The organism is Lysinibacillus agricola, from assembly GCF_016638705.1.
GTDB classification, from domain to species: domain Bacteria; phylum Bacillota; class Bacilli; order Bacillales_A; family Planococcaceae; genus Lysinibacillus; species Lysinibacillus agricola.
This window is the reverse complement of sequence record NZ_CP067341.1, coordinates 2774782-2794113: the sequence shown is the minus strand read 5'-3', so window position 1 is coordinate 2794113 and position 19332 is coordinate 2774782. Positions and strand designations below refer to the sequence as shown.

The following is a 19332-nucleotide window of genomic DNA, read 5'->3' as shown; positions in this document are numbered from 1 at the left end:
ATATGGATCGACGTGTGGTGAAAACAAGAAAAGAAATACGGAAGGCACTACTTTCATTGATGGACGAAAAGGATTTTGAGGTAATAACAGTTTTAGATATTACAGAACGTGCAAATATCAATCGAGGAACTTTTTATTTACATTACATTGATAAATATGATCTGTTGGAAAAGTACGAGCAAGAGCTATTTGAGAAGCTTGAGCATGTTGTATTGGCGTATTTAAAGGATGATGATACTATGAGTGAATTTCTTCATAAACGGTATCCTACCATCGTTCACGTTTTTCATTGTTTACAAGAAGAAAGAGAATTACTCTCAATTTTATTAAAAACAAGAGGAATCTTTACCTTTCAAGATCGAGTAAAGAATGCATTTATATATATGTTCCGAAATTACACACCATCAAAAGTGACCGAACATCAATTTTCATACCCCGTTGATTTTTTGGCGCTATTTGGAAGTGCAACGTTTATTAGTGTGATTCAATATTGGCTTAAATCAGATATGAAACAAACACCGGAACAATTAGCTAAAATGATAACCGATATTATTTTTAAAGGGCCCATAGAAGCTTTTGGGGTTCTCCCATCTACTAAATAAATAATAACAGGCCCCTACTTTTAATGCAGAGGCCTGTTATTATTTTATTTTATAACTTCCGTATCTATTTCTTCAGGTTGACTAGGCTTTTCAATAAGCTGCTTTACCCATAGTAAAATAAACGAAATTACTGCAATCCAGGATAATACCACGCCATTTCCATTAAATACACCCTGACCGAAGTATAAAATATCTTTTAAACCATTAATTAAAAACTTCATCGGCAACCATGGTAAAATGTAATCTTGATAAAAAGCTGGTAACATTTCAGGTGCCAATTGAATTAAAGGTAATCCAAAGAACATCAGTAAAACGAAGACAACTAAGCTAGGTAGACTTAACCAAGTAATCGTTGCTAGTATTAAAAATAAGAAACCTAAACATGCAAGCGAACTAAATAAGGCGACTTTATTGAAACTTTCGAAAGAAAAACCTAGTATCCATGTTGTTGACCAAGTGACAAAATAGCCAGCAAAAAACGCGTAGATGATTGCAACAATGGATTGTACTAAATTGAATTGTAGCTTTTGTTTCTTTGAAATAAAAGTAGTCTTCTTCTGCGCTAAATAAATTAAAACAGCTCCGATAATACTCGCAAACCAAAGAGGTTGGAAGAATGCTGTTGGGGCAGATCCTAAATCCCCTACAGCGTTTACATAAATCGTTTCCGCATGAATGGGTGCAACTAATGTTGTGACCTGACCTGCTTGAATTGGTACGTTTGCTTGCTCAATATTTTGAAGCAATTGTGTACTCATTACCGAATTCAGTTGCTTAACAATGTTATCCAAGGCAGATGTTAGCATTGTTGATACTGTTGTATTTGCTCCTTGATTAATATAAATGAGCATCTTTGGATTTTCAGGAGAAGGTGTTTGTAACGAAGCAAATTGTGCAGAGAAATTTTCAGGTATCACTAATCCCCCATACACCTCTTGTTCTTTCATCGCTTCTTCCATCGATTTAACTGAGTCGTAAACTTTGAACTTAATCGTATCCATTCCCGTTGCTGCTAATTGATTTTGCAAATTCTGCAATAAGGTATCTCCCATTTCTCCAGCATCTTCGGACACAAGAGCAGCAGGTAAATCTTTTGGACTCATTTTAACAGCTGGAATTTGTGTTGATAGAAAAATAATTCCTAACACGATGACCGCAATAAATGGTAGTACTAAAAATTTGTTTTTCATCTTTTCTCCTCCAATTAATAAACATTGTGTTGGTTTATTAATATAAATATAAGTGAATAGATGATTAAACGCTATCGGCAAATGATAGCGAAACGTTGAGTAATGAACATCTGTGGTGGATATGTTTATTAAATTTATTGTTTTTATAAAGTTGTACGTACTTTGTGGCTGAACATACTTGCATGATTAACAGTCATCGTTGTTCATCCTTCTATTTAACGGCCAGAATAATAGCTGAGACAATATAATTTTCTAAATCATAATTAGGTTCCCATTCACGGATAAGTTCTTTTGAATCATCTTTTGGTTCAATTGAGATATTTGTAAAGCCTGCATCTTTTAAAAGTACTTCATATTCTGCAATTGAAATAGCCCCAGAGATGCAACCAGAATATAAATTCATATCTGATAAATAACTTTCTGGTAAGGTTGCCGTTAACACAACATCTGAAATCGCTAAACGACCCCCTGTTTTTAAAATACGGAAAGCTTCTTTAAATACTTGTTGTTTGTTTGGCGAAAGATTGATCACACAATTTGAAATGATAATATCAGCTGTATGATCAGCAACAGGCATATGTTCAATTTCACCTAAACGAAACTCTACATTTTCAAAACCTGGCTTTTCTGCGCTACAACGTGCCTTAGAAATCATTTCAGGTGTCATATCAATGCCAATTACTTGACCTTCTCTACCTACTTTTGGTGCTGCTAGGAAACAATCAAAACCACCACCAGAACCTAAATCGACAACAATTTCTCCAGGCTTCAAATCAGCGATCGTTTGTGGATTGCCACAACTAAGTCCCATATTTGCTCCGTCAGGAATAGATTCTAGCTCTTCTTTTGTATAGCCCATTTTTAGCGAAATTTCTTCAATGGAAATGTTTTGATTGTCATTTGGATTACAACAGCTAGAGGCTGGTGTACAGCATCCTTGTGTGCTGTTTAATTTTAAGGCTACTTTCGCATAATTATCACGTACATTTGCACGAATATCATCTTCTCTTTTCATTTAAAACCACTCCTTAACAAGATGTTGGCGAATATCCCAATAATACTAAACCTAGTTCGCCATTCTCTTCTTCTGCATGAATTGTGACTTCTGTTAACTGAGGTGCAATATCTGGATGAATGGCAACTTCGATCCCTTCAATTGTCTCTACAGCATCTTCATTTGTTGGTGCTGCTAAGCCCACCCCTAAATTAACACCACAGCAACCTGGAATGCCAAAGAAACGAAGTGTTTTCACCTCTGAATCAGTTAGTACTTGCTCTAAATAATTTTTACCTTCTGAACTCATTTTCATTTGTTTTTCTCTCCTTTAAGTTCATGTAAACCTTTTGTTCCAACTGGTGGTGTTTTTACCCATGGGATTGCCACGAATTGATTGTTGCTGAAGGATTTGATTTCTTCAAACCATTTTGTTTCAGCTTGTTGTTTTTGTATCAATGTTGGACTAGTTGTTTCGATAGATGAAAATGTCTGATTGACAACCCACCAATTAACAGACAATCCTGCACGCTGTAAATCTTGCTGTAAACGTGTTGCTTCAAAAACAGGTGTTGCTTCAGGTAATGTTACGATTGCTACACTTGTATAATTCGCATCACGTAATCTTGGTAACAGGTTTGAAACAGCTAGAGGGATTTCACCCTGCGAACGGCTTATTTCACGATGATAGGCTTCAGTGGCATCTAATAACAATAAGGTATGGCCAGTTGGAGCTGTATCAATAATAATTATTTCATCTTTATGATTCTCTACAACATTGGCAAATGCTCTAAATACGGCAATTTCCTCTGTACAAGGAGAGGCCAAGTCTTCTTGTACAAATGCTAAGCCTTCTTCATTCATTGTTTCACTTGCCTTTGCCAGCACTTCTGCTTCATAATTTGCAACTTCTGATTTCGGATCAATACGACTTACCGTTACATTTTTAATTTTGTCATCACCGAATGTCCAATTTAGATGCGCTGCTGGGTCTGTCGTAGTTAAATGCACATGCATACCCTCTTCTGCTAAGCGAAGAGCAATATACGAAGCAACTGTTGTTTTACCAACACCACCTTTACTCATCGTAAAAATAATCTTTGGTTTCCGTTCCAAATAATCAGCAATCATTTCTTCTACTTCAGGGATTGTCATACCTTTTTCTATTTCATTTTCATGTGTGATATCTTGATCTGTCATCCATGCTTGCATACGCTCCATACTTGATAATGAGTATGGTACAAACGGTAAGTAGTATTGTTCAAATTGCTTTAACTCTTTAGGAATCAACTCTAATGCTTTTATTTGGCGTGCAATGAATGCCTTCTCCATTTCATCATTAGAATTAAGATCTTTCATATAGCCATTAACTAGTAAAATCTGATTTTGAATACCGATTTCAAACAGTTCGTTGGAAGCACGTGCTGTCTCTTTTAAAGGGTTTACGTCTGGACGTGTCACAAGCATTAGTGCCGTTTGATCGGCGCTTTTTAAACGCTCAACAGCCTCTTTGTAGATTTCACGCTGTGGCTCTAGTCCTTTTAACGGACCTAAACACGAAGTACCAGTGGTATTATCATCTAGAAATGTAGACCAGGCAGAAGGTAGTTGTAATAGACGTAATGTATGCCCTGTTGGAGCTGTGTCAAACACAATTGTGTCGAAATTTTCAATCACTGAACGATCTGTCAGTAGCTTCGCAAATTCATTGAATGCAGCAATTTCAACTGTACAAGCACCTGAAAGTTGTTCCTCCATGTTTTGAAGGACTACTTCAGGCAGTTTCTCTCGGTACGGGCCAACCATCTGTTCTTTGTAATGTTGAGCTGCTTGTTCAGGATCTAAATTTAATGCAAATAAATTGTCTACACCTTCAATCTTTGTCGGGGTATTAGAAAGTGTTTGACCAAAAATATCTTGTAAGTTAGATGCTGGGTCCGTACTAATTAGTAACACCTTTTTTCCCTCACCTGCAATTGCTATTGATAAGCTACTAGCAACAGATGTTTTTCCAACGCCCCCTTTCCCTGTGAAAAAGAGGAAAGGAGTGTCCGGGAATTGGCTTCTTGTAAAGCGTTCCATTTTTACGCATCTCCTTTTAATGACAAACGTACTTTGGGTTTTTGTACTAATTCTTCTTCAGAAAGTCCTGACCACTGTGAAAACTGTGCATTAGTAGGGTATTTTCCTTTACAAAGTAACTCTCCATCTACAAATGTTGCTGGTAAGGCATCCATGCCTTCGGACATTAAAAGCTGATTAATTGCCTCATTCTCTACAAAGGCATTTGGTTCATTTGTTAAATTAAATCGTTCGGCCTCTATATCTGTTTTCTTTAAATTATTCATTACAAATGACATACGTAATAACTCTGGGTCAATAGATGGTCCACATACTCCTGTAGAACAGCACATCGCTGGCTCATAAATATGAATTTTTTTCATTTTATTTCAGCTCCTCAGCTACAAATTTTTCAATTCGTTTTCCAATAGCATCACGAACATTTTGGAAAACCGCCCATTTCTCTTCTTCTGTACCTGACGCTTTTGCTGGATCGTCAAAACCCCAATGCTCACGACGAACATGAGGTGGCGTCATCGGACATTTATCAGCTGCATCTCCACAAAGTGTAACAACTAGTGTTGCATTATTTAATGTCTCGAATTCAATTAGATCAGATGTATGATTCGAAATATCAACTCCTACCTCAGCCATGGCTTTGATAGCTTTCGGATTTACTCCATGTGCTTCAATACCAGCACTTTTAACTATCCAATCTGTAGGCAATAATTTTCTTGCCCACCCTTCAGCCATTTGACTACGGCATGAATTTCCTGTACATAAGAAATAAAGTGTATTTGTCATAAAAAGTACCCCTATAATTTAATGGTTTTAAAATATTTCTTCTGCCAGCGTAAGGCAACCCATACAAGCCCAATGAGTACTGGTACTTCAACAAGTGGACCAATAACAGCGGCAAAAGCCACTCCACTATGAAGTCCAAAAACACCTACAGCTACAGCAATGGCTAACTCAAAGTTGTTACTTGCCGCTGTAAAAGAAAGAGCTGCTGTGACGGGATAAGATGCACCTACTTTATGGGAAGAAAAGAATGAAACAGCAAACATTACAATAAAGTAAATAAATAATGGAATCGCAATTCGGACTACATCAAGTGGTAATTCCACTAATTTCTCACCCTTTAAGGCAAACATCATCACAATTGTGAACAGAAGTGCGATTAAAGTAAGTGGTGAAATCTTTGGTAAGAACTTTTCCTCATACCACTCTTTCCCTTTTGTTTTGATACCTATCAAACGTGTTAGGAATCCAGCAGCAAATGGTAATCCTAAGTAAATAAGGACGCTTTTCGTAATTTCCCACATGGAAATGGATACATTAAAATTCTCTAATCCAAACCAACCAGGTAATACATTTAAGAAAAAGTAAGCAAAAACCGAATATGTTACGATTTGAAAGATGGAGTTAAAGGCAACTAGACCAGCTACATATTCGCGATCTCCCCGCGCTAAATCATTCCACACGATTACCATTGCAATACATCGAGCTAAACCAATCATAATGAGCCCAGCCATATACTCCGGGTAATCTCGTAAGAAGATAATGGCTAAAAAGAACATTAAAAAGGGGCCCAATAGCCAGTTTTGGAAAAGTGACAGTAAAAGAACTTTCCAATCCTTAAACACACGCCACATTTCCTCATATTTTACTTTTGCCAGTGGTGGATACATCATCACAATTAACCCTATGGCAATAGTTATCGATGTTGTACCAACCGACATAGATTCTAATGCTTCACCGATATTTGGCATTGTAATACTTAATAAAACGCCAATACCCATAGCAACAAAAATCCAAAGAGTAAGGTAGCGATCTAAAAACGAAAGCTGTTTTGTTAAAGATTCATTATCCATTAATTTTCCTCCCCTATGTGTGTACAGTCAGAGCCGCAATTGCATCCATTTAAAGGCTCAATTTGTTCTAAAATACCTTTCATAAGTGGCGTTTGATCCTCAACTAGACGATAATGTTTCCATGTACCAACCTTTCGTTCCGTAATAATGCCTGCCTCCTTTAATTTTCGAAGATGCTGGCTAACTGCTGGTTGTGAAATGCCTAAAACATCCACAAAATCACATACACATACCTCCCCATTTTTCATACATGCCAGTAATTTAATTCGATTTAAGTCAGCTGCTGCTTTTAATTGTTTTTCAATTGATGTGTTTTCCATCTATCTGCTCTCCTTATATAATCATTTACTTATATTTAATCTAAAATAAAATCACCGGATTAGTACAGGTGACTAAATTAATATATAACTATATACTTATATTAAGGTTGCATTTCTTTAATTGCAATAGTTGTGTAGAAATTTTTTTTATTTGTTTAATAACTGTTTCTTTTATGTGTTGATTGCGCACATAACTAATAAATATCTAAGTCCCTATATTAAGTTTAGAAGAAACATCGTTCTATTTTAAAGCAAAAAAAGAAAATTCACATCCATAATTGTGTTCATTTTACATATTTAACATCAAAAAAATATCGTTAATTGTAACACCAAATTACTTATTTTTATTTTCTTGGTTTTCTTTTTGTAATAATAATTGAACCGCATTCGTGTTATTATTTACAGCCTCTGCAAGCAAACCTAGTGATTTATCAAACTTCCAAAAGATTAATAAAAAAGCGACAATCGGAAATCCTGTATTGCCAATTAAACCTATTAATAGGTTATGTTCTGATACTCTTACCAATTGTAAAAAAGCACTAGAACATCATCCCATAAAAAGTAGTTGCTCCATATATCAAAATAAGTCAATATATCCTCCTTACGTATAAAATAAATTTGGACAAACATACTTAATCTGTAAGACTCTTCAATCGTTTTAAATTGCTCGTTGACTAAATCTTACATAACTCCTAGCATTTATGGCGGTTGTTCTTCTTTCTATTATTCCAGTCTCATTAAATGTTCATTTTGTATTCTCTTTTTCCTCAAATGCTATATGCTCCTGTTTAGGTAGCATAAAATGGTAGTGTTATCATCAATAAACGGTAACTTACAACTTTTTACCTCACCTCCAAAAAAACACATCCTTATATTTATATTTGGACACTCCTGTCTTAAGGAATGACCCTTTTTCCTCAAATTTTTCATTAACACAATTAAATTCTATCTCCCTGTACTATTCACACACTTATAAAGGCTGGGGCGTTGGTTGACCGTCGCAGTTTTTTTATTTTTAAATCTACTTCTCAGGCAATTAACTATACAAACATAGCTACCACGTCATATTAATAGTAATGTAAAGCTAATTTAGCCTTACACCTCCGGATTTTGTTACTAAGGGTCACTCCTATCCCAAGTGACCCTTTTTTTATTGTCTTATCTAACAAAAATATATTTTTTAATGCCAATAGCTAAATGGTTTAATACCCCATTCCTTCTCTACAGCTTACATATTATATATTATAGAAAGGAGGTATACGTTATGGGATACTATGGAAATGTTGGTGGCATAAATGAAGGTTGCTATTACGGCGGCGGAAATCGTAATGGTTCATCATTTGCCTTAATTGTTGTTCTATTTATTCTTCTAATTATTATCGGCGCTACTTTCATGCATAGAGAGTATTAACATTTCCGATTTAAGGGTCGCCTTCCAGCCTGGTGACCCTTTTATAGTTACTTTTCTCATATTATTCAGTAATTCACTTTACTTCTTTATAGGACTCAAAGTTGGTATGGCTTAGCAATAAGGAGCATTCCTGTTAGAAAGATTTTCAGGGGCTTGAAAAAGAAAAAGCCCTCTTGTATGATGCATGAGTGTCAACGGCAAATTGACTCACTATCACACAGGAGAACTCCATTTATGAATTCTAATACGAACAAAAAAATTAATCAAGTCACTGAAAACACTTTAGTCATCGGCATCGATATTGCCAAGAAAAAGCACTATGCTTGTGCCGTAGATGAACGAGGGCGAGTGCTCCAAAAATCATTTCCTTTCTCTCAATCAAGAGGAGGATTCGATGCTTTTTATGAAAGAATACTCGCTTTACGTGCCACACATGAAAAAAGCGAAATTCTCGTGGGATTTGAACCCACTGGGCACTACTGGATGAACCTAGCAGCGTACCTTACTCTTCATGGGATTCCGTTTGTCATGGTAAATCCGCATCATGTGAACCGTTCAAAGGAATTGGATGATAATCTTCAAACGAAGAATGATCAAAAGGATGCCCTTGTCATTGCGCGATTACTGCGTGATGGACGTTTCAGTTATCCACGTATTCTAGAAGGCGTAGAAGCTGAATTACGAAATGGTGCAACGTTACGGTCCAAAATCCAAGAAGACCTAAATGCCATACAAAATCGTATCATTCGTTGGATTGATCGTTTCTTTCCGGAATTTATGACGGTGTTTAAAGACTTCGGAAAAATGGCTTATGCGGCGCTTGAAATGACGCCACTACCTAGTGATATTCAAGGGAAGACGCCAGAAGAGTTATTGTTTTTGTATCGCCAAGTGAAGGGAATGAAATCGCCCCAACTACCAAAAGCAAAACGATTAGTTGAGGTAGCACAGCACTCCATTGGACTGACAGAGGGACTCGTGATGGCACGAATAGAAATTGCCACACTTCTCACACAGTACAAATTGATGCAAAGCCAATTAGACACTTTAACAGAACAGTTAACCGAACTAGCAAAAGAAATGACGGACTATGACTACTTAAATTCTGTCCCAGGCATCAGCAACGGAACGATTGTCGAGCTACTTTCAGAAGTCGGTTCACTCACACAATATGACCATCCACGCCAATTAATTAAACTAGCGGGACTCACATTACGTGAAAACTCTTCTGGACAACACAAAGGACAAAAACGAATATCCAAGCGAGGAAGAAGGAAGTTACGGGCTCTTTTATTTCGAGTCATGATGCCGTTAATTCGTCATAATGAAGCCTTTAAGAAATTACATGAATATTACACCACGCGCACCGTCAATCCCCTTCGAAAGAAGCAATCGATTGTCGTGCTCTGTGGAAAGTTACTGAAGATTTTACACACCTTATGCAAGAAGAGAGTGTATTTTGATGTAAGCTACATGATGAAAGACCTGTATTGTCTCGTAAAGGCAGCCTAGCAACATCAAAGCTCGACCTACTACAAAAGGATGACACGGAGAAGCCGGCATTATTTATTCCATCCGACTTTGAGTCCCTAAAGGAGCATCGCCAGCCTCTGCCTTATGAATAGACCGAACGAAGGAATGTATGCGCATGGACGCCAAGAGACATGGGAGGGTACGTCATCATAAGCATCGCAGAGATCCATTAGTGCATCACATAGTGGAAATGGAAGTTAATTTTAACCAATTAACTTTAGCGAAGCGTACTCACCAAATGACGAATAATTGAAGAACTAGAAAAGACTATGTAAAAGTTGTGATAAAAAAATTTTTTATCACTCTTAAAAACGGGTCAAACCGTTGATATATCAACATTTATAGAGGGAGGTCTATACAATATTTTTAATGCGATCGACTAATTCACTTAATCCAGATTTCTCCACATGTTTACTCTGCATAGGAACTAAACATAATCCAAGTACATGTTGCTCGTCGATTTTACAAAATTGGAACTCCATCCCCTCAATGTAAGAGATATTATGTCGTATAGTAAAACTATCCAATTTTCTAGACAAACTGAATAATAAGTTGTTTTATTTCTTATTCAACAAACGCCACCCGTTACTTTACGTATATTTCTTCACATTCTGCTAATTTTACAAAAGATTAGTTTTACGTTGCTAAGTTTAATTTTCTTTAATATTGTGCCAAGCACCATTCTTTAGTTTCTTGATCCGCAAAGGATGCTTCTACACTATTTAAATAAATTTGTCGATAATCTTCTTCACTTAGATTAAATTCGTTGTTAACTAAATGGATTTCTTTTGCCATTGTAGTATCTGATACTGTTCGGTTATCTGTATTAAATGTCACTTTTATTCCATCTTTATGAAACTTATAAATCGGATGTTCCGAATAATTATGAACAGCTTTCGTTTGGACATTACTTGTTGGACACATTTCAAGCACTACCTGTCTTTCTTTCACAATTTTATAAGCCTCGGCACAATCTTTAATAAATACTCCATGTCCTATTCTTTCAGCACCTAACATTTCAACAGCCTCTAGAACGTTTTTACCAATTCCCGTTTCACCGGCATGGATAGTGACTCTGTAGCCATATTTTTTGGCTAATGCGATCGGATCTACGAATTTTTTACAAAAGCTTTCTTCTTCGGATGCACATAGGTCAATTGCCACTACACCATTTCCAAGGAACTTTTTCCCCTTTTCAACTACCTCAAATGCACTTTCTGCAGACATTGTCCTCATGCAAGACAGGATTATATTTCCCTTTATTTCGTAACGACTTTCAGCGTCCCTCATCCCCTCTATAACAGATTGAATAACTTCTTCAACACCAAGACCTTGTAATGTGTGAAGTAACGGGGCAAATCTGACTTCTAAATATTTCACATTTTCTCTTGTTGCATCCTCAAATAGCTCGAAAGTAATTCTTCTTAAGTTCTCCTTGGACTGCATGACCAAATTAGGAAGAGCAAATCTTTTTAAATACTCATCAAGAGATTCACATTCTAACGGAGCAATCAGCTCCTTTTGCAGCTCATCCTTATCAAAAGAGGGTAGCTGAATTTCTTCCTTTTGTGCAATATCGATAATAGTTTCAGCTCTTAAGCTTCCATCCAAATGACAGTGAAGTTCAATTTTGGGTAATGCTAAAAAGTTCATTTTTTTGACCTCCTGAATTAAATTTTTAGATTAAAATACAAAAAAATTCCTGACTACAAAGAAAATACAAGATTTGTACTTTCTTCGTAATCAGGAATTTCGGTTCCTGGTAGAGACCCCCAAACCATATTATTGGGGTTATACGATATTATATTGATTCCTTAACGTTTTTAAAATAATAATAAAAAAATATTAGATTGTCAACATGGTCCCCTAACACTTACAAAAAACTAAGTTCCATGTTACGGAAATTTACTTGTTAAAACTAAAATTGATTGCAAACTCCATATTTGCAGGACAAGATGCAAGTATTTTTGATCCATTAGGGAGAATGATGGTATCTGCAGAGGGCTATAGAAAAATGACGAAATTTATGATGCAACTAGCTGAATCTAACTGTGGAGGAAAATTGGTTGCTGTGCATGAAGGTGGCTATAGTACAGCAAATGTACCGTTTTGTTCTCACGTAATAGTTGAGGAATTGAGTGGCATTACTACAGATGTAGAAGATCCGTTTATCCATGCATTTAGTGGCGTTCCTTTTGACCAATTATCTGATCACCAAAAAGAACGAATTGATGCAATAAAAAGCATACACATTAAACAAGAAAATTATTGAATTTGAATACTCATTAATAAGATCATAGCAGATTGTAAACAACGCAAACCTTGTTTACAGTCTTTCTTTTCTCGTAATCGCAAGGCTACCTTACTAAAGCACCCGTTTGTTTAAGAACAATTCTTCACAAACTTTTCTAACTCTACATTTCATCAATATTTTTATTCAACAAATTAAGTTCCTCATCAAGAGATGTGCCACTGTCCTTCTTTGTAATTTCAAAAGGTTTTTTATAAAGACAAGCATATTTCAAAGCAAGAAATCCATCGACTGGAAATGTGGAACTTTGCCATTCTTGACGGTATCCTAAAATTCCCCTTTGTTTAATAATTCGGTCCAATTCTTTTACTACACATAGTACAAATTCATCAAAGTTGCATTTCGTCTTTAATACCGTTTTAGGCAAATTAGGATTCATTTTTCTATCTGCAATAGGATTTTGAACTTCTGTAATAATAATTTCTAAGTCTTCAAAATCACGCTTAAATTCCCAACGCAATAAATAAGGGCCAGTATGCCACTCAATACCTCTAGTTTAAACCTTTTTGCGTTAACCTGCCTCGTTAGTTGAATAAGAAAAAGATGGGGTCTCTGTGGAATCTCATCTTGAAGTAAAGCACTCCGTTAGCTCAATAAATATTTTTCTAGCTATCCATAATTAGTTGCTCCCACTCACTTAAGTACATACGTTTTGTAATTTTCTTAGGATTTTCAAGTTTACAAATAAACTCTAAACTATTTCCATCTGGATCATTAAAATGTATTTTGGCGTGAGCATAACCATTATGAGCCATAACAAAGGGTTCAAGAGGCTCAAAACCAAATGCTTCTCTTGGTTCATATCCCTTATGTTTAAGCCAACTAACTGAATTTTTCAATCCTTCCAACGAGACTTGAAAAGCTATATGTCTAATTGAAGGATGATATTCAATTTCTACTTTATCGGTTTCCCATAATCCCAACCAACTTTTATCTTTTTCAATCCACAAAAAAGCTATTTTATCCTCAACACTGTGGTCAAACTCTAAACCAAGATCTGTATAAAATTCAATAGATTTTTTCAGGTTACTTACTGGTAAATGCGCTTCATATAAACCTATTATCAAAAGTGACACCCCTTTTACTATATTATTTTTAATAATATCAATTTTCTGGAATTTGGGAATCGTCCAAAGGTCTAATCTAATTCTACTTCTTCAACTATCTTGCCCCGTTAAGTTGAAGAAGATATAACTTAACATCTAACTTATATTATACTTTCATATCATTCCCTTAAACACAAATAAAAAAGCTGAACTAATTTTTGTGTTTAGTTCAGCTTTAAAATAACTTATTATAATGTTACACATTGTATAAAGGATACTGATACATTAAGTGCATCACTTAAAATCTTGACTTTTAATAAAATTATTCGAAGGCTTCTTGTTTTTATCAAAATACATGATTCAATTTAAGCAATAAAAGAACACAAATGTCTTTCAAAACAAGTAATAATGGCATCGATATTAGCGCCACCAGTACAAGCTGCGTAAAATGGTACTACTACTCTTGATTAGGTTCTATAAAGTAAGGATTTATATGGATTAGGACTTCCCCTACGTCTGGGTATTTATTTAATAGTTCATTTTTTATCTCACGAGCTATATCATGTCCTTGTTTAATTGTTAAATTATGATTTAGTGATAGACGAATGTCTAGAAGCTTATAATGACCATGTTCTCTTGCACGAATTTTGTCTATTCGTTGCACTTGATTAAACTCATGAATAGTAGATTCATAGTCGTCTAAAAGTTCCTGGTCTACACTTTTTTCCATTAAAACATCCACAGAAGGTTTAACTAATTCCATTGCGATTCTAAAAATAAAATAAGCTACTAAAGCACTCGCAATAGCATCAGCGTATAGCAAAAATGTCCATCCAATTGCATTTCCTATAATCGCTAAGAGGACTCCAATGAATGCGGCAAGGGAAGCAACAATATCACCTTTATGATCTAACGCAATCGCTATAATAGCCTTGCTGTTCCATTTTTTTCCTTGTTTTATGGAGTATCTATATAATATTTCTTTTGCTATGTAAGAAATTATAGCTGCAATCAATGCACTGTACTGTGGTACACTGGGTTTTTCAAAAAATGCTAAAATTGCTTCTACTAAAATATATAGTGAAACTATTATTAAAATAATTCCAACGATTGCTTCACTAATAACCTCCGCCTTACCATGCCCAAATGGATGATCCTTATCAGGTGGTTTATTTGAGATACCAACTACTGCTAGCACAGCAATCGAAGCTACTACATCTGCTCCAGAGTGAATCCCATCTGCAAAAACAGCCTCACTATCCCCAAAAAGACCAAAGAAGATTTTACCTACCATAAGAATTAGGTTGGATATAAGTGCAATCCATGCAACTTTTTTGCTAATTTGTTCTCTCTCACTAACCATTTATATCTCCTCCGAGTAAGAGTTTTATCCATAAAAAATGCGGGAAGAATTATCCTCAAATACTCATTACTCTTCTTCCTTCAATTAATACTCAACTATGATAGCAGACGAATATCGAGTGGGTCTACAGCAACCTTTTTTACCATTACTAAATAAAATTCGGGAGTAAAAATAAGTTGCCTTAGACCAAATTAATCAAATTTAAGGGTTGCCCTAAAATAGACGTTTCACCCCAACTAGATGAACCTTTAAAGTCGTTCACAATCGAAGCAAAATTATTGTTGTTCATAAACGGGTTCATATTTCCTTGCTTTGATAATTATTGCTACAGTCCTTGACATAGGTGCCAGTTTATATTGCCAGGGTCCCTCTGCATTCGAAAAAATCATCCTTTCCAATTTTGTGTTCAATATGTTAATTTATTACATATCAACATTTAACATATTATTTTAAAAACAATCTATCCAAGGAAATATTGTAAAATTAAGAAAAGGTGGATTGATTTTGAATTCAATTTACAAACCATTAATTTTTGCGTTGGTGGTAGGGCTATACGTTTATATAGCGAATAAAAGTGATAATAGTGTAATTCTAAATTTTGTCATACTTTATTTTGTACTTACAATGGTTTCTTTGGTATTTAGAAAAATCGAACAGAAAAGAAAAGCGGTTCGAAAGCTATAGGTACTCTGAAAATGATTCACTGTAAATTGCTTCTTAGACTGTAGGCAAAGTCGGAATTTCGAGCTTGGCTACAGTCGTCCTTATAAAAGCTTTTTACTATAAAAATAAAAGATTGTTTTCCCAAAGATTGTTGCTATTAAAACAAAAGGCAGATTTAATCTACAAAACGTGTAGAATAAATCTGCTTTTTTGTTTTGATATTTCGTGAATTGAAATTTAACTAAAGTACTCTATAGTTTAAGTAGAAATTTTCACAGTCATTTCTTTACCCTAACAAGATCTAATCGTTTAAATGTGTTGGGGTATTCCAGAAGACGTCCTCTTATTTAAGAAAATTGATTATTTTTCTATTAGTTCTTCTTGCCATAAACGTTTCTTATATACTTCATTGTTTGTGTTACATAATACAAACACATCAGGATTACTAAGATTCTTCCAACAATCAAAATCAAAACTGTTATCATAATTTTTTAGTAGCAGAGACATTAAATTTCCATGAGTAACGATTATTGTGTTTTCAGATTCACTTTTAAAAACTTCATCTACAACTGTTACTATTCGGTTCATAGCTTCTTTACTTGACTCTCCACCTTGAAATTTCAGCTCCAAATCATTGAATGTTGCTTTAAGTTTTTCAAGCCAGTCAGGTAAATCCGTAGTACTTAGTGTACGTTCTGATAATCGTTCATCAATCTCTATGTTTATGTTTGTTTCCTCACTAATCGGTTCTACTGATTGAATTGCACGTAAAAAAGGACTTGATATTATTCGGTCAATTTTACTATTTGAGAAAAATTCAGATAAATATTTTGCTTGTATCAATCCTTTTTCGGTAAGTTGTGACTCCGGAGGTTGCCCCTGTGCTTCACAGTGTCTTACAATATATATCCTTTTTTTCATACAAAGCCCCCCATTTATGTATAACTACTTTACTACTATGATAAATTTAAAGCACTGATGACAAATGAATTTGAATCAACGCCTCCGCATGTTTAATACTTTCCTTTAAATATTTTGGCGAATGGAGGTGGCTTAATAGTACTTCAGTAATTAACCATAACACCGCTTCGAGCTCATCGCTTCCCCCATTCTATTCACAAAGAAAAACAATATCCACAACTTTTTCACTTGTAGTTGATCCATATCGCGCTTTATAATGTAATAGCTATTCTACTTTTAAAACAAAGGCATAGAAAGCGTCGCCATTAGATACATTCGCTTCCTTTTCATCCATCCACCAAACGCCATAAGAATAATAATATACGCCACGTTGTGTAGGTGCAGTAAAACGATTGTCTTTGACCACGACCTCAGTATCCTTGTTACCACTTATTTGAGCAACATGAAATTCATTCGGTTTTTTTTCATAGTCCAATACAAGCGTTATGTTTTCACCTGATTTAACTTTTATAGGCTTTTGGCCTTCTAAAAGTTCAACTGGTCCAGCAGTATCAACGCATCGATCTTGCCAACAATAAGTACCGAGTGTAGTTTCAAATTTTTTATTTTCTATCTCTATAAAGGCTTTAGGTGGCTCTTTTCCGGACAATCCATCATTATTTGAACACCCCGTTATCATAGTAAGTCCTAAAAGAGCTACTACATATAAAAAATATTTCTTCATGCACATCCCCCTTTACCATTCGACGAACTCGTTTAAACTAAGTTACAAAATAATTTCCATATTATGTCGTAAAGGTGGAATTTCTTCCTACAACACTTGGTGCAGTCTTTGGTGGTGTTCTTTCTATTCGGAGAGATGTTTGTGAAAATAGAAACGGCTGAGTTCTTGTATAACAAGAGTCTCAGCCGTTTGTTTATCCAGAATGGATGATCGTACTTTGATCTTTATTTTAATACTTAGTTTGACCATTCACCCGCTTCAAGCCCTAGCTTAGATTGGATTTACATTCTAATCATGAAAGGTACCTAATTAATAGTACCTGTTGGGTATAATGTAGTTCCTCCAATTGAAACTTTTATTTCATTAGATAATGGAACATTGTATTCATCAATAATTGTTCTCCACCAATCCCATGCAAGACCTGTACATTCTCTTGCATAAATTCTTATATTTTTTGAATTAGGCGGAAGAGGTATTACTGTAGAGAAATGAGCTGTTTTGTCTTTCCAGTTTCCGTTCCAAGTTTTATGAGATAGCACTTCTTCTCCATTTTCATCATATGAGAATTCATCCCAGGCTACTTCAAATTGAGCAACATATGCCCCGTAATGATCCAGGATGATGCTGCCTTTAGTGTATTCTGTAGATGTTGTCTCGATATAATCTGTATTGTTATGAACAGCAGCAATTGAATTATCCTTTAAGAAAACACTTGTATATGAAATTGGGTATGCTGGATTTTTAAGACTAAATTCTGCATTATCTTTAATTATTTTTCTAATATCATTAAAATCTTTTGAGACAACCTGGTTATGCTGTTGTGAATCTCCGCCTAATACTACAGCAGTAAAGGAACTTTCTTCAAAAATATCTTTATACTGTCCACTCGTTTCTACATTCGTATTAACATTGTTCAGTAAGGCTTTAAATGCAGCTTGTACATCCTTGCTCTTAGAGCTTGTTTCTAATTTCACATAAATTGTTCTGCCATAAGCTACATTTGACACCATAACGGGAGGAGCCTCATTACTTACTCCTTTACGAGTTAACTCTTCAAACGAAACGCTATCATCAAAAAGGTCTGATGGATTGTTAGGTAGTTCTGCACTTACGGTATAAAATATTTGTTTATACGCCGCAACCATCACTTTTTTCTCTCCATTTGCAATCGCATTAAAGTCAATTCCCAGTGAATTGTCCAGAACTTTGGCATTCACATTTAGGGTGCTTGCTATTTGAGATTTGCTGTAAACCATAGATTCTGAATATTGTAGTCTTGCAGGTAAAGTATGGGTTGTTGAGTATTTATCACTCCAAGTAGATACTAGCTCATCTATTGCACCAGATACATTACCATATGTAGGATTATCCACGGTCGTTGTATTTTCTCTTTTCATGCCAGGTAAATCTATGCTTATATTTAGCGGTTTTCTTTTGGCCACCAATAAACTAGGTTGATTGTCTACAAAAGCTTGATTTGCAAGTTGTAACGCTCCTGGATAGGTACGATTCGCCATAGAATCGATAATTGAAATATCTACTGGTGAAGTTGTAAGTGATTTTTTGTTTCGTTCAACAACTATAAATTTATCTTTTGAGTTTATACCTTCTCTTGGAACAAAACGTTCTATCTTATCTCCTTTCACTGCTAAAACTTCGTTGCTATTGTAGTTCAAGTTTGCAATACCCGTATCAATGTCAGTAGATTTGCTTTTTTCACTAGTTAAATGGGTATCAAGTGTTTCAGCAAAGGAAATAATCGGATAATGTATGATATATAAACTAACAGATAAACATACTAGAAATTTTATGACTTTAAAATAATTTCGATTTCCCAAAAAAACCACTCCTTTTTAGGGATATTATACCATGAAAATATTTTGTCGAAATATAGTAGTATGGTATTGTATTAGAATTGCTGAATCGTAAACGAATAGCAAAAATTACTTATTCGAATAAAGGTTCCGTTCTACATCAGAGATATTAATATATTCTTTCTGCTCAAAAATATCTATATTGTTATTAAGAATATCTACTTTCGTGTATTCCTCTATTACCTATTTGTTCCTTCTTCTGTTTATAAAAGGGAATCACTTAAAAATAAATAACGGTTTTTCAATTGGATGAAACCTCTTAATTACCCCTTTTAACTCCTCTATATCCAATTATTTAAATTTTTTTTAGTAAAATTGCCCATGATTATTGCAGAAGTTTTACACATTTAAAATTAAGATTTCAATTTTGCTGATTAACGGTAATCGGTAATATGTCGGTAATATGATTGAAAAATAACTCATGCTTGTTTCATGCTATTCTTAC

At 34.9% G+C, this 19332-nt stretch carries 20 protein-coding genes and 1 riboswitch; of the genes, 4 read left to right on the top strand and 16 right to left on the bottom strand.

Annotated elements, in window-relative coordinates:
* The first annotated feature begins 2 nt into the window (after positions 1-2).
* Entirely contained in the window at positions 3-602 is a 600-nt protein-coding gene (locus FJQ98_RS13450; protein WP_053595051.1) for a TetR/AcrR family transcriptional regulator, read from the top strand.
* Between the two features lie 44 nt (positions 603-646).
* Here FJQ98_RS13450 and FJQ98_RS13445 read toward each other — a convergent pair whose 3' ends face one another.
* The 9 genes from FJQ98_RS13445 to FJQ98_RS13405 form a co-directional block, all read right to left on the bottom strand.
* Complete coding sequence (locus tag FJQ98_RS13445) at positions 647-1792, bottom strand: YhgE/Pip domain-containing protein (protein ID WP_053595052.1); 1146 nt, start codon at positions 1790-1792, stop codon at positions 647-649.
* A gap of 211 nt (positions 1793-2003) precedes the next feature.
* Positions 2004-2807 (bottom strand): arsenite methyltransferase, encoded by an 804-nt coding sequence (locus tag FJQ98_RS13440; protein ID WP_053595053.1) that lies wholly within the window; start codon positions 2805-2807, stop codon positions 2004-2006.
* A gap of 13 nt (positions 2808-2820) precedes the next feature.
* Positions 2821-3102, bottom strand: coding sequence for a Fe-S cluster assembly protein HesB (locus FJQ98_RS13435; RefSeq protein ID WP_053595054.1), 282 nt, complete (start codon positions 3100-3102; stop codon positions 2821-2823).
* Positions 3099-4868 carry an arsenical pump-driving ATPase gene (gene arsA / locus FJQ98_RS13430; RefSeq protein WP_053595055.1) on the bottom strand — a complete coding sequence of 590 codons (1770 nt, stop codon included), beginning with the start codon at positions 4866-4868 and terminating at the stop codon, positions 3099-3101. The genes FJQ98_RS13435 and arsA overlap by 4 nt, the downstream gene beginning before the upstream one ends.
* Positions 4869-4870: 2 nt before the next feature.
* Positions 4871-5230, bottom strand: a complete 360-nt coding sequence (gene arsD / locus FJQ98_RS13425) for an arsenite efflux transporter metallochaperone ArsD (RefSeq protein ID WP_053595056.1) — start codon at positions 5228-5230, stop codon at positions 4871-4873.
* Position 5231: 1 nt separating this feature from the next.
* Positions 5232-5651 carry an arsenate reductase (thioredoxin) gene (arsC, locus tag FJQ98_RS13420; RefSeq protein ID WP_053595057.1) on the bottom strand — a complete coding sequence of 140 codons (420 nt, stop codon included), beginning with the start codon at positions 5649-5651 and terminating at the stop codon, positions 5232-5234.
* Between the two features lie 11 nt (positions 5652-5662).
* Positions 5663-6721 carry an ACR3 family arsenite efflux transporter gene (gene arsB / locus FJQ98_RS13415; RefSeq protein WP_053595058.1) on the bottom strand — a complete coding sequence of 353 codons (1059 nt, stop codon included), beginning with the start codon at positions 6719-6721 and terminating at the stop codon, positions 5663-5665.
* Positions 6721-7041, bottom strand: coding sequence for an ArsR/SmtB family transcription factor (locus tag FJQ98_RS13410; RefSeq protein ID WP_053595059.1), 321 nt, complete (start codon positions 7039-7041; stop codon positions 6721-6723). Before FJQ98_RS13410 ends, arsB begins: the two co-directional genes overlap by 1 nt.
* A 334-nt stretch (positions 7042-7375) precedes the next feature.
* A complete protein-coding gene (locus FJQ98_RS13405; protein WP_053595060.1) occupies positions 7376-7567 on the bottom strand; it encodes a hypothetical protein in 192 nt (63 codons plus the stop codon).
* A gap of 738 nt (positions 7568-8305) precedes the next feature.
* Here FJQ98_RS13405 and FJQ98_RS13400 point away from each other — a divergent pair.
* Together FJQ98_RS13400 and FJQ98_RS13395 are read left to right on the top strand one after the other, a co-directional pair.
* Positions 8306-8452 (top strand): YjcZ family sporulation protein, encoded by a 147-nt coding sequence (locus FJQ98_RS13400; protein ID WP_075807256.1) that lies wholly within the window; start codon positions 8306-8308, stop codon positions 8450-8452.
* 234 nt (positions 8453-8686) lie between these two features.
* The gene (locus tag FJQ98_RS13395) at positions 8687-9964 is read left to right on the top strand and encodes an IS110 family RNA-guided transposase (protein WP_201406465.1); all 1278 of its coding nucleotides are present in this window, start codon (positions 8687-8689) and stop codon (positions 9962-9964) included.
* A gap of 681 nt (positions 9965-10645) precedes the next feature.
* On the opposite strand, the gene add is transcribed toward FJQ98_RS13395, so the two are convergent.
* Positions 10646-11638, bottom strand: a complete 993-nt coding sequence (gene add, locus FJQ98_RS13390) for an adenosine deaminase (RefSeq protein WP_053596679.1) — start codon at positions 11636-11638, stop codon at positions 10646-10648.
* Between the two features lie 67 nt (positions 11639-11705).
* Positions 11706-11804, bottom strand: a riboswitch (purine riboswitch).
* 90 nt (positions 11805-11894) lie between these two features.
* Between add and FJQ98_RS13385 the strand changes: the two genes are divergently transcribed.
* Positions 11895-12257, top strand: a complete 363-nt coding sequence (locus FJQ98_RS13385; protein ID WP_053596678.1) for an arginase family protein — start codon at positions 11895-11897, stop codon at positions 12255-12257.
* A 142-nt stretch (positions 12258-12399) separates the two neighbouring features.
* Here FJQ98_RS13385 and FJQ98_RS13380 read toward each other — a convergent pair whose 3' ends face one another.
* From FJQ98_RS13380 to FJQ98_RS13355, 6 genes are all read right to left on the bottom strand, one after another.
* The gene (locus FJQ98_RS13380) at positions 12400-12756 is read right to left on the bottom strand and encodes a hypothetical protein (protein ID WP_053596677.1); all 357 of its coding nucleotides are present in this window, start codon (positions 12754-12756) and stop codon (positions 12400-12402) included.
* Between the two features lie 145 nt (positions 12757-12901).
* Complete coding sequence (locus FJQ98_RS13375) at positions 12902-13363, bottom strand: VOC family protein (protein WP_053596676.1); 462 nt, start codon at positions 13361-13363, stop codon at positions 12902-12904.
* 436 nt (positions 13364-13799) lie between these two features.
* Positions 13800-14705 (bottom strand): cation diffusion facilitator family transporter, encoded by a 906-nt coding sequence (locus FJQ98_RS13370; protein ID WP_053596675.1) that lies wholly within the window; start codon positions 14703-14705, stop codon positions 13800-13802.
* 1023 nt (positions 14706-15728) lie between these two features.
* Positions 15729-16289, bottom strand: a complete 561-nt coding sequence (locus tag FJQ98_RS13365; RefSeq protein ID WP_053596673.1) for a histidine phosphatase family protein — start codon at positions 16287-16289, stop codon at positions 15729-15731.
* 265 nt (positions 16290-16554) lie between these two features.
* A complete protein-coding gene (locus tag FJQ98_RS13360; RefSeq protein WP_053596672.1) occupies positions 16555-17013 on the bottom strand; it encodes a hypothetical protein in 459 nt (152 codons plus the stop codon).
* Positions 17014-17318: 305 nt separating this feature from the next.
* Positions 17319-18851, bottom strand: a complete 1533-nt coding sequence (locus tag FJQ98_RS13355; RefSeq protein WP_143115043.1) for a thiol-activated cytolysin family protein — start codon at positions 18849-18851, stop codon at positions 17319-17321.
* Between the last annotated feature and the right edge of the window lie 481 nt (positions 18852-19332).

Coding starts and splice junctions, on each gene's coding strand:
- FJQ98_RS13370 (WP_053596675.1), bottom strand. CDS start 14,705: ATGGTTAGTGAGAGAGAACAAATTAGCAAAAAAGTTGCATGGATTGCA.
- FJQ98_RS13410 (WP_053595059.1), bottom strand. CDS start 7,041: ATGGAAAACACATCAATTGAAAAACAATTAAAAGCAGCAGCTGACTTA.
- arsD (WP_053595056.1), bottom strand. CDS start 5,230: ATGAAAAAAATTCATATTTATGAGCCAGCGATGTGCTGTTCTACAGGA.
- add (WP_053596679.1), bottom strand. CDS start 11,638: ATGAACTTTTTAGCATTACCCAAAATTGAACTTCACTGTCATTTGGAT.
- arsB (WP_053595058.1), bottom strand. CDS start 6,721: ATGGATAATGAATCTTTAACAAAACAGCTTTCGTTTTTAGATCGCTAC.
- FJQ98_RS13365 (WP_053596673.1), bottom strand. CDS start 16,289: ATGAAAAAAAGGATATATATTGTAAGACACTGTGAAGCACAGGGGCAA.
- FJQ98_RS13445 (WP_053595052.1), bottom strand. CDS start 1,792: ATGAAAAACAAATTTTTAGTACTACCATTTATTGCGGTCATCGTGTTA.
- arsC (WP_053595057.1), bottom strand. CDS start 5,651: ATGACAAATACACTTTATTTCTTATGTACAGGAAATTCATGCCGTAGT.
- FJQ98_RS13435 (WP_053595054.1), bottom strand. CDS start 3,102: ATGAAAATGAGTTCAGAAGGTAAAAATTATTTAGAGCAAGTACTAACT.
- FJQ98_RS13360 (WP_053596672.1), bottom strand. CDS start 17,013: ATGAAGAAATATTTTTTATATGTAGTAGCTCTTTTAGGACTTACTATG.
- FJQ98_RS13400 (WP_075807256.1), top strand. CDS start 8,306: ATGGGATACTATGGAAATGTTGGTGGCATAAATGAAGGTTGCTATTAC.
- FJQ98_RS13395 (WP_201406465.1), top strand. CDS start 8,687: ATGAATTCTAATACGAACAAAAAAATTAATCAAGTCACTGAAAACACT.
- arsA (WP_053595055.1), bottom strand. CDS start 4,868: ATGGAACGCTTTACAAGAAGCCAATTCCCGGACACTCCTTTCCTCTTT.
- FJQ98_RS13450 (WP_053595051.1), top strand. CDS start 3: ATGGATCGACGTGTGGTGAAAACAAGAAAAGAAATACGGAAGGCACTA.
- FJQ98_RS13440 (WP_053595053.1), bottom strand. CDS start 2,807: ATGAAAAGAGAAGATGATATTCGTGCAAATGTACGTGATAATTATGCG.